Origin of the sequence: Marinobacter sp. (assembly GCF_035268745.1) — a bacterium.
Lineage (GTDB): Bacteria > Pseudomonadota > Gammaproteobacteria > Pseudomonadales > Oleiphilaceae > Marinobacter.
In genome coordinates, this window is the sequence record NZ_DATFKH010000097.1 from 1 (window position 1) to 9,412 (window position 9,412).

The window sequence follows — 9,412 nt, forward strand, 5'->3', positions numbered from 1 at the left end:
AGGTTTTCGCGTGTGGGCAATTTGGTTTGTCTGCTTTTTCTGCACAATTAGGTGTTTATTTAGGTGTTTATTTGTCAGTCTCGTCAAGTGTTTCACGGGTAGAGATCGTTAGAGCGGGATTCTGAGGGAATAATAAAAGCACCCAAAACGGTGACCAATTGGTGACGGGATTTAGAAGGGTTTGAGAAACGGTGACCAAACGGTGACGAGAAAGGCTGTTTTCCAGAAACAACAAAGCCCGGCTCTTTCGAGGCCGGGCTAAGTTTTTGATCGAATTGGTCGGGACGGTAGGATTTGAACCTACGACCCCTTGCACCCCATGCAAGTGCGCTACCAAGCTGCGCCACGCCCCGTTTCGCTCTGCGCCAGTGAGAGACTTGATCGAAATCTCAGTGGCTTAGCGGAAGCGAAGTCTACACCAGCCTCTTTTAAAAATAAACATCGCCAGAGGACACTAGCGCAGTTTTGTTTTCCTCAGCTCCCTGATGAACTCGGGCGGGTCAAAGCTTTCGCTGCGGGCGTCTGGCCAGTATTTATCGTAGACCCGGATGCCGGTTTCACCTTTGAGCAGGTCACCTGGCTCAAGATACGGAAACAGTTCCAGATAGGAGTGGATCTCGGTTTTCGAGGTTCGGCTCAATATGTGTTCAGGTCCCAGCTCCGAGGGATGCTTGAGACCGGAGGCAGCCAGCAGGTTTTTCAGCGCATCCAGAGTGTTTTTGTGGAAGTTATAGACTCGCTGGCTTTTATCCTCAACGTCCAGTTTGTTGCCCCGCCTTGGGTCCTGGGTGGCGACACCACTGGGACACTTGCCGGTGTGGCAGCTGAGCGACTGAATGCACCCGAGCGCAAACATATAGCCCCTTGCCGCATTGCACCAGTCGGCACCCAGAGCGAGGGTGCGGGCAATATTGAAAGCCGAAGTAATTTTGCCCGCAGCGCCGATGGCTATATGTTCACGCAGATTGGTGCCAACGAGGGTGTTGTGCACCAGTAGCAGCGCCTCCGTCATGGGCACGCCCAGGCGGTTGATAAATTCGAGAGGAGCGGCACCAGTGCCACCTTCGCCACCATCCACCACGATGAAATCGGGTTTCTTGCCAGTTTCCAGCATGGCTTTGACTATGGCAAACCATTCCCACGGGTGACCAATCGCCAGCTTGAATCCGACCGGTTTTCCGCCCGAGAGCTCTCTGAGCTTTTCAATAAAATCGAGCATTTCAATGGGTGTACTAAACGCCGAATGTCTGGCAGGAGAAACCACATCCTTGCCCACTTCCACCCCCCTGGCTTGTGCTATTTCCGCTGTTACTTTCTCGCCTGGCAGAATGCCACCATGCCCGGGTTTTGCACCCTGGGATAGTTTTACCTCTATCATTTTCACCTGATCGAGGGCCGCGTTTTTGCGGAACATCTCTTCGTTGAAGCTGCCGTCTTCATGGCGGCAGCCAAAATAGCCGGATCCGATTTCCCACACCAGGTCGCCTCCGGGTTCCCGGTGATAGCGGGAAATCGAACCCTCACCAGTGTCATGGTAGAAGTTCCCCAGTTTTGCGCCCTTGTTCAGGCTGAGAATGGCGTTGGCGGAGAGCGAGCCAAAACTCATGGCCGAAATATTGAATACGCTGGCTTTGTAGGGCTTCGCGCAATGTTTCCCGATCTCGATCCGGAAGTCGCTGTCTTTGATCTCCACCGGGCGCATGGAGTAGTTTATCCACTCGAAGCCTTCGTCATACATGCCGAGCAGGGAGCCATACGGGCGCTTGTCGAGGACGTTTTTAGCACGTTGATAGATGATGGTGCGCTGTTCCCGGGAAAACGGTCTTTCTTCCGTATCAGACTCGATAAAGTACTGACGTATCTCCGGTCCGATGGATTCAAGAAAATAACGAAAATGAGCCAGAATCGGATAGTTACGGCTGATCGTGTGGTTGGTCTGAAGCATGTCCCGCACGCCCAGTATGGTCAGCGCGGCGAATACAACAGGGAGCAGATACCACCCGCCCAGGTAAATGCTGAGGGGAAGGGTGATCAGCAGTCCCGAGGCGCAGATGACCAGTGTTGCATAGCGGAACGGGAAGGTCGTTGTTCTGGCCATTGAAACCTCGGTTTTTTAGAAAGCGGCACTGTTCCGAATGGCAAGTCGCCGGCTCCCGGAAATTTGATCTATGCTTTTAAATGTATCCCAGTATAGCGTCGCTTTGATGTTTTGAACTCAAACCAATAAGATGTCGATTCTGTAACGTAAAGACATAAGTACTTTTACGAATTCCTTGTCCAAAAATGGAGACTTCCATCGTGGGTGAAACAGTTAAAGACGAATACTCGACGGATTACGTCGCGGGGCAGGATAACATCCAGAAGTATGGTCTGGACCTGCACGCGCCGGTATTTCCGATTACGGCAGCACTGGTTGTGCTGTTTGTGGTCGGTACTCTCATGTTTCCCGGAGAATCCAAGGAGATTCTGGACGGTCTGAAGTGGGACATTATTGGCGCTTTTGACTGGTTTTTTCTTCTCAGTGCGAATATTTTCGTGGTTGTGAGTCTGGCGCTCATTTTCCTGCCGGTCGGGAAAATCAGGCTTGGCGGCATGGATGCCAAGCCCGAATTCTCGACCTTGTCCTGGTTTTCCATGCTTTTCGCAGCAGGCATGGGCATCGGCCTGATGTTCTGGGGTGTTGCCGAACCAGTCGCCTACTACACCGGCTGGTATGAAACACCGTTTAATGTTGAGGCCAATTCTCCGGCTGCGGTAAACATGGCCCTGGGCGGCACCATGTTCCACTGGGGTCTGCACCCCTGGGCTATCTACGCCATCGTGGCGTTGTCACTGGCGTTTTTCGCGTTCAACAAGGGCATGCCCCTGACCATCCGGTCCGCATTCTTCCCGCTGCTGAAAGACCGTGTGTGGGGCTGGCCTGGCCATGTGATCGATATCCTGGCCGTTGTTGCGACCATCTTTGGTCTGGCAACTTCGCTTGGTTTCGGCGCTCAGCAGGCGGCTGCGGGTATGAACTACCTGTTTGATACCGGCGCTGGCACGAATGTGCAGATGGCCATCATCGTGGGCGTAACGGCCCTGGCGCTGATCTCGGTTCTGCGGGGTCTTGATGGCGGCGTAAAGTTGCTCAGTAACCTCAACATGGCGCTGGCAGGCATTCTGCTTTTCTTTGTGATCTTCGCCGGCCCGACAATGGCCATTCTTGAGTCCATCTGGATCACGTCTTCCACCTATGTTGCTAACGTGGTTCCGCTGAGCAATCCCTTTGGCCGTGAAGACGAGGCCTGGATGCAGGGCTGGACTGTGTTCTATTGGGCCTGGTGGATTTCCTGGTCACCGTTCGTCGGTATGTTCATCGCGCGTGTCTCCAACGGTCGCACAGTGCGTGAATTTATCACTGCCGTTCTGCTGATTCCCACGCTCATTACCGTGGTATGGATGAGTGGATTCGGCGGCGCCGCGCTGGAGCAGATCCAGCAGGGTGTTGGTGTTCTGGCTGAAGACGGCCTGACCGACGTGTCGCTGGCGATGTTCCAGATGTTTGCCAACCTGCCGTTGACCGGCATTCTGTCGTTCGTTGGTATTGTCCTGGTGCTGGTGTTCTTCGTAACCTCCTCGGACTCCGGTTCACTGGTTGTCGACAGCATCACCGCCGGCGGCAAGACCGACGCCCCGACCGCCCAGCGTGTGTTCTGGGTAGTGATGGAAGGTGCCATCGCCGCAGCCCTGATATTCGGTGGTGGTGAAGACGCACTCGGAGCGATCCAGGCGACCGCCATCAGTGCGGGACTGCCGTTCACGGTGGTCATGCTGATTATGACCTGGGGTCTGCTGAAAGGCCTGACCCATGAGCGCAAGCTGCTGATTGCCAGAGGCGAAATGTAAGCTCGCCTGCCGTTAAAAAAAACCGGGGCCGGTCAGAGTGCCCCGGTTTTTTTATGACTGGTCGTTCGGTCCCCCGACTTTGATTCCTGGAACTCAAACTTTTAGTATGCCCGGAGATGACACTGGATTCATCTGCCATAAGCGGGTGGCCAAAGGTTCCAGCTACCAGAGGAGTCTTCATCGTGGGTAATGTCATTCAAGACGAATATCAGACCGATTATGTTGCCGGGCAGGACAACATCGAAAAGTTCGGTTTTGATATGCACAACATTGTGTTTCCGATAACGGCGCTGCTGATACTTGCGTTTGTTGTTGGCACACTGATTTTCCCTTCCGGTGCGAAGGAGCTACTTGCTGGCGCCAAAGATGGTGCTATCGCAATTTTCGACTGGGGTTTCCTGATCAGCGCGAATCTGTTTGTTTTGTTCTGCCTCGCGCTGATATTTATGCCAGTGGGCAAGATTCGTATTGGCGGCATGGAGGCCAAGCCAGAGTTTTCACTGCTGTCCTGGTTTGCAATGCTGTTTGCGGCGGGTATGGGTATTGGCCTGATGTTCTGGGCCGTGGCCGAGCCGGTTGCCTATTACACCGACTGGTACGGCACCCCTCTGGGCGTTGAGCCCAACACCGAAGAGGGTGCCCGCCTTGCCATGGGCGCTACCATGTATCATTGGGGCCTGCACCCCTGGGCGATCTATTCCCTGGTTGGTCTGTCGCTGGCGTTTTTTGCCTATAACAAAGAGTTGCCGCTGACCATCCGTTCCGTCTTTTTCCCGCTTCTGGGCGACAGAGTCTGGGGATGGCCCGGTAATATCATTGATATCGTGGCGGTTCTGGCCACTATCTTCGGCCTGGCGACGTCACTGGGTTTTGGCGCCCAGCAGGCAGCATCAGGGCTGTCCTATCTTTTTGATATTGAGGGCGGGCTCAATGTCCAGATTGGTGTCATTGCCGGTGTGACCGCAGTTGCCACCATCTCGGTGATCCGTGGCATCCACGGCGGTGTCAGATTGCTGAGTAACGCCAACCTGATACTCGCGGGATTGCTGCTGGGCTTTGTGCTGTTTGCCGGCCCCACCCTGGCTATTTTCCAATGGCTCTGGGACACCACCACTTCCTACGCGGCCAACATGTTTGCCCTGAGCAATCCGTTCGGGCGCGAGGAAGACACCACCTGGTTTCATGGCTGGACTGTGTTCTACTGGGCCTGGTGGATTTCCTGGTCACCGTTCGTGGGTATGTTTATCGCCCGTGTCTCCAGAGGCCGGACCGTTCGGGAATTTGTGACCGCCGTCCTGCTTGTCCCCACGGCGATCACAGCGTTATGGATGAGTTCGTTCGGCGGCACCGCCCTTGAACAAGTCCAGAATGACGTTGGTGTGCTTGCGTCAGAAGGGTTGACCGACACCTCCCTGGCAATGTTCCAGATGCTCGAGAACATTCCGTTGACGTCCATCACCTCGTTCATCGGCATTGTGCTGGTGCTGGTATTCTTCGTGACCTCGTCCGACTCCGGTTCACTGGTCATTGACAGCATCACTTCCGGTGGCAAGATCGACGCGCCCAAAGCACAGCGTATTTTCTGGGCAGTGACCGAAGGTGCCATTGCCGGTGTACTGCTATTTGTCGGTGGTTCGGACGCCCTGAGTGCGTTGCAGGCGGGGGCTGTCAGTGTTGGCCTGCCATTTACGATTTTGCTGCTGCTGATGTGCTACAGCCTGTTCAAGGGTCTCCACCACGAACGCAGGCTGCTGATGGCTGAAGGCAAGCTGTAGCCCTGGCAGCGTGAGCAGCGTGGACAGAGCAGCAATAGCCGCTGTAACCGGGTTTGGCGTCCGGAATCAGATGGTTGCCGGTCGGGATTTGCGAGGTAGCTGGATTTAATATGCGATAGACTGTTGGTCGTTTACGAAATTCAGCCCTTGATTCAAGGAGTTCCCGGTGCCGGAGCTGTTAAACGATTTCCTCCAGCATGAGCAGTCAGTTGTTGCCGCTCTCGCCTTTGTTGTGCTGTTTGCGCTGATGCTGCTGGTGTGGCTGTTGCAGGAGCGCAGGACCCGGCAGGCTCTGGCCGCAAAGCTGACAGAGCTTGAACACGCCCGCGCCATGGACAGCCAGCGCAATGACCAGGCCCAGGAGGTTATGGCCGAGCAGCGGGCCCTGCGGGAACAGGCCGAAGCAGCCCTGGAAAACTGGCGCAATCGCGCCACCGCGCTGGACAACCGGGTTGCCGGTCTGGAATCGGAAAATCGTGGCCAGCAACAGAAAATTCGCGAGCTCGAAGCTGACAGGGCCGCCCGGCAGGCGAGCGTGGATCAGCTCTCGGGCGAGCTCTCCGAGGCCAGAATTTCGCTGCGTGAGCAGGCCGTCACCCTGGACAAGGAACGGCGTGCCACCAGCGAAAAGCTCGAACTGCTTGAGCGCAACCGCGATGCGCTCAAGCAGGAATTTGAAAACCTGGCCAACAAAATCTTCGAACAGAAAAGCGAGCGGTTCAGCCAACACACCCGAACCAGCCTCGATACCCTGCTCAACCCTTTCCGCGATCAGCTTCAGGATTTCCGCAAACGGGTTGAGGACGTTTACACTATTGAAACACGGGATCGCCAGGCTCTCAGAAGTGAAATCAAATCCCTCCAGGAACTGAACCGGCAGATCACCGAAGAGGCTTCAAACCTGACCCGGGCCCTGAAAGGCGACAAGAAGATGCAGGGTAACTGGGGCGAGGTTATTCTCGAGCGGGTGCTTGAACGCTCGGGCCTGCGCAAGGGCATTGAGTACGATACCCAGGGCAGCTACCGCGACGACAGCAACCAGCTGTTGCGCCCGGATGTGGTGGTACATCTGCCGGACAGCCGCAACCTGGTGATTGACTCCAAGGTGTCGCTGCTGGCGTATCAGCAGTTCGTCACCGAGGAAGATGAAACTGCCCGGGCCGAAGCCCTGAAGCAGCATATCGAGGCCGTGCGTAATCATATCCGCAGCCTCAGTGAAAAGGATTACAGCCAGTTGCACGGGCTGCATTCTCCGGATTTCGTGTTCCTGTTCATGCCGATCGAACCGGCCTTTGTGGCGGCATTTCAGCAGGATGAGAACCTGTTTGCAGAAGCGTTTGAGCGAAAGATTATTGTGGTAACACCCTCAACATTGCTGGCCACCCTGCGGACCGTTGAGAATATCTGGCGTTACGAGCGCCAGAGTCAGAACGCAAAGCTGATAGCAGAGCGCGCCGGTGCGGTGTATGACAAGTTGAGGATATTTGTAGAGGCGATGGAAAAACTCGGCGGGCAGCTACACACCGCCCAGGGAACTTACGATAATGCCATGAATACGCTGACACGGGGCCGAGGCAATCTGATTTCCCAGGCCAACCGTTTTGTTGAACTGGGTGTCCGTGTTAAAAAAGAGTTGCCAAAAGGTGTGCTGGATCAGGCCGAAGTCGATTCGGAAGGCGGCGACGATGTCGGGGCAACGCGTGCTGATATCGCTGTCGATGATAACCACGGAGCGTAAGTGATGCTGAGAAAAGTCCGGGTAGTGCGAAATTTACTGGGGGGCTGTCTGTTTTCGGCCTTTCTTTTTGCGGGTGAAGCAACGGCGCTTGAGCCGGAGCATGAGGTCCGGCGACTGATGCTGGCGACCGAATCTGCGGTACAGGGCGGGAACTGGGAGCAGGCCAGCGAATATCTCAGCCGGCTGCAGCAGATGGAATCGGAAAAGCCCGCCGACTACCTGTATTTTCGCGGGCGCGTGATGCTCGAGTCCGGCCACTTGAATGCCGCCCGGTCGGCGCTTGAGAGCTATATCGCAAAAACCGGATCCGAAGGCGAATATTACACCAGTGCGCTGGCAATGATTACCCGTGTCGAGACCGCCCGTGAAGGCGCCAGGTCAGTCGCCGGTCAGGCAGCCAGTTCCCCCCGGGAACCGACAGCGGTGATTGAGCCGGCAGGGGAGGGCTCACTGGATCAGCTGCGGGAACTCTACCTGGCCGATTCCGACACCGAGGCCCTGGTTATCCATCTGAATGCGCTTCTTGATCGTGCCGGCTGGACCGCCGATCGGCGTATCAAGCGTCTTGATCGCCCGGCCGATCTGTCCTACCAGGTTTACCGCATGAACGATTCCCTGAAGATCCAGGAATCGCGCCGGGACAACAGTGGCCGGGTGACCCACAAAAGCGAATCCCTGAGTGTGTTTGGCGTAAATACCAGTATCAACTGGGACTGTGAGCCGGCGGCCGCCGCCTGCTGGATCTATGATCCGAGGGACGGGTCAAGGCTGATGCAACTGGCAGAAAAACATGGGGTTGCCGCAGAGGTTGCCCGTACCCTGGGCAAGCTCATCCGCACCATGCAGAACCGCAGCTAGACATGATGTTTTGACCTGCCCGTCCTCAACGATCGTGGGTTACAGTTGAGGACGGAAGATCAGCCCGGCCTGCCTCTGTCACCGTCCCGGTAGGCCCCGGGCGTCACCCCTGTCCACTTTTTGAAGGCGCGATGAAAAGTGGACGGCTCGGTGAAGCCGACTTTGAAGGCAATGTCGTTGATGGCCAGATCAGGCCGCGACAGGTAATAAATCGCCATATCCCGTCGCAACAGATCCTTGAGCTCCTGAAACGAGGTATTTTCCTGCTTCAGCCGCCGCCTGAGAGTCTGCGGGCTGGTACCAAGCTCTGAGGCGATCGATTCGAAATCCGGCAGCGACCGTGACAAGTCCCTGCCGATCAGCGCCCGTATCCGGGCGGTGTAGGTATTGCTTTCATCCGGGCGTGATAACAGGTCTGCCGGCGAGGTTCGCAAAAACCGGCGCATCTCGGATCTGTCCCGGATCACCGGCGCGGACAGGAAGCGTTTACTGAAGGTGAGGGCCGTTTCTGTGGCGTCGAACGCCAGCGGGCAATGGAAAATATGCCGGTATTCATCGCCGTGGGCCGGTTCCGGGTAGCTGAACTGTGCCAGGTCAAGTTCCGCTGGCCGGCCGATCAACCAGCTGCCCAGGCGGTGCCAGATCACCAGAATGCTTTCCTGGAAAAAGTGCAGGGAATCGTCGAAATCGCCCTCGATCACCGTTACCAGCCGGAACTCGTCCTCGCGCTTTTCAAGCTGCATGCCGACCATGGGTTCGAACAGCCGACAGAAATCAAAGGCCTGGCGATACACCGCCTCAAGATTCGGGCAGTCAATCAGCAGTGCACACATGGTGGCAAAGGTGCCGGGCCGACAACGGCGGGGACCCAGACCCATGAACTCGTCCGCCATAAGGTTCCAGACATTCTGCAGAAGCAGGCGGTACTGGCTGCTGCTGACCCTGGCCATCCCGAGTTTCAGCAGGTCCGGAGCTATGCCGGAACTGAGCAGCAGGCTGTCAATATCCAGGCCCCTGGCGCGGGGGCCGGTCAGCGCGGCTTCAACGAAGTGTATGGAGACCGTAAGTTCCGACATAGTGTCCTTTACAGTGATGAAACGACATTCATCATAAGAGCCATTGGCGTCAATGCAACTGTCTCGGGCAAAGGGTG

At 56.1% G+C, this 9,412-nt stretch carries 6 protein-coding genes and 1 tRNA gene; 4 read left to right on the forward strand and 3 right to left on the reverse strand.

What is annotated here, in order from left to right:
* Positions 1-276: 276 nt before the first annotated feature.
* Both VJ956_RS07855 and VJ956_RS07860 read right to left on the reverse strand, forming a co-directional pair.
* Positions 277-353 (reverse strand) — tRNA-Pro (locus VJ956_RS07855).
* Between the two features lie 101 nt (positions 354-454).
* The gene (locus tag VJ956_RS07860; protein ID WP_324083559.1) at positions 455-2,098 is read right to left on the reverse strand and encodes an FMN-binding glutamate synthase family protein; all 1,644 of its coding nucleotides are present in this window, start codon (positions 2,096-2,098) and stop codon (positions 455-457) included.
* 200 nt (positions 2,099-2,298) lie between these two features.
* Here VJ956_RS07860 and VJ956_RS07865 point away from each other — a divergent pair, with 200 nt between their 5' ends.
* The 4 genes from VJ956_RS07865 to VJ956_RS07880 all read left to right on the forward strand — a co-directional run bounded on the left by VJ956_RS07865 (position 2,299) and on the right by VJ956_RS07880 (position 8,259).
* On the forward strand, positions 2,299-3,888 hold the full coding sequence (locus VJ956_RS07865) for a BCCT family transporter (protein WP_324083561.1): 1,590 nt from the start codon (positions 2,299-2,301) through the stop codon (positions 3,886-3,888).
* A gap of 182 nt (positions 3,889-4,070) precedes the next feature.
* Entirely contained in the window at positions 4,071-5,663 is a 1,593-nt protein-coding gene (locus VJ956_RS07870; protein WP_324083563.1) for a BCCT family transporter, read from the forward strand.
* Positions 5,664-6,030: 367 nt separating this feature from the next.
* Positions 6,031-7,401 (forward strand): DNA recombination protein RmuC, encoded by a 1,371-nt coding sequence (rmuC, locus tag VJ956_RS07875; protein ID WP_324083569.1) that lies wholly within the window; start codon positions 6,031-6,033, stop codon positions 7,399-7,401.
* A 3-nt stretch (positions 7,402-7,404) separates the two neighbouring features.
* Entirely contained in the window at positions 7,405-8,259 is an 855-nt protein-coding gene (locus tag VJ956_RS07880; protein ID WP_324083565.1) for a hypothetical protein, read from the forward strand.
* Between the two features lie 59 nt (positions 8,260-8,318).
* Here the strand turns inward: VJ956_RS07880 and VJ956_RS07885 are convergent.
* Positions 8,319-9,412 (reverse strand): AraC family transcriptional regulator (locus VJ956_RS07885; RefSeq protein WP_324083567.1); only part of this gene is annotated, 1,094 nt, incomplete at its 5' end.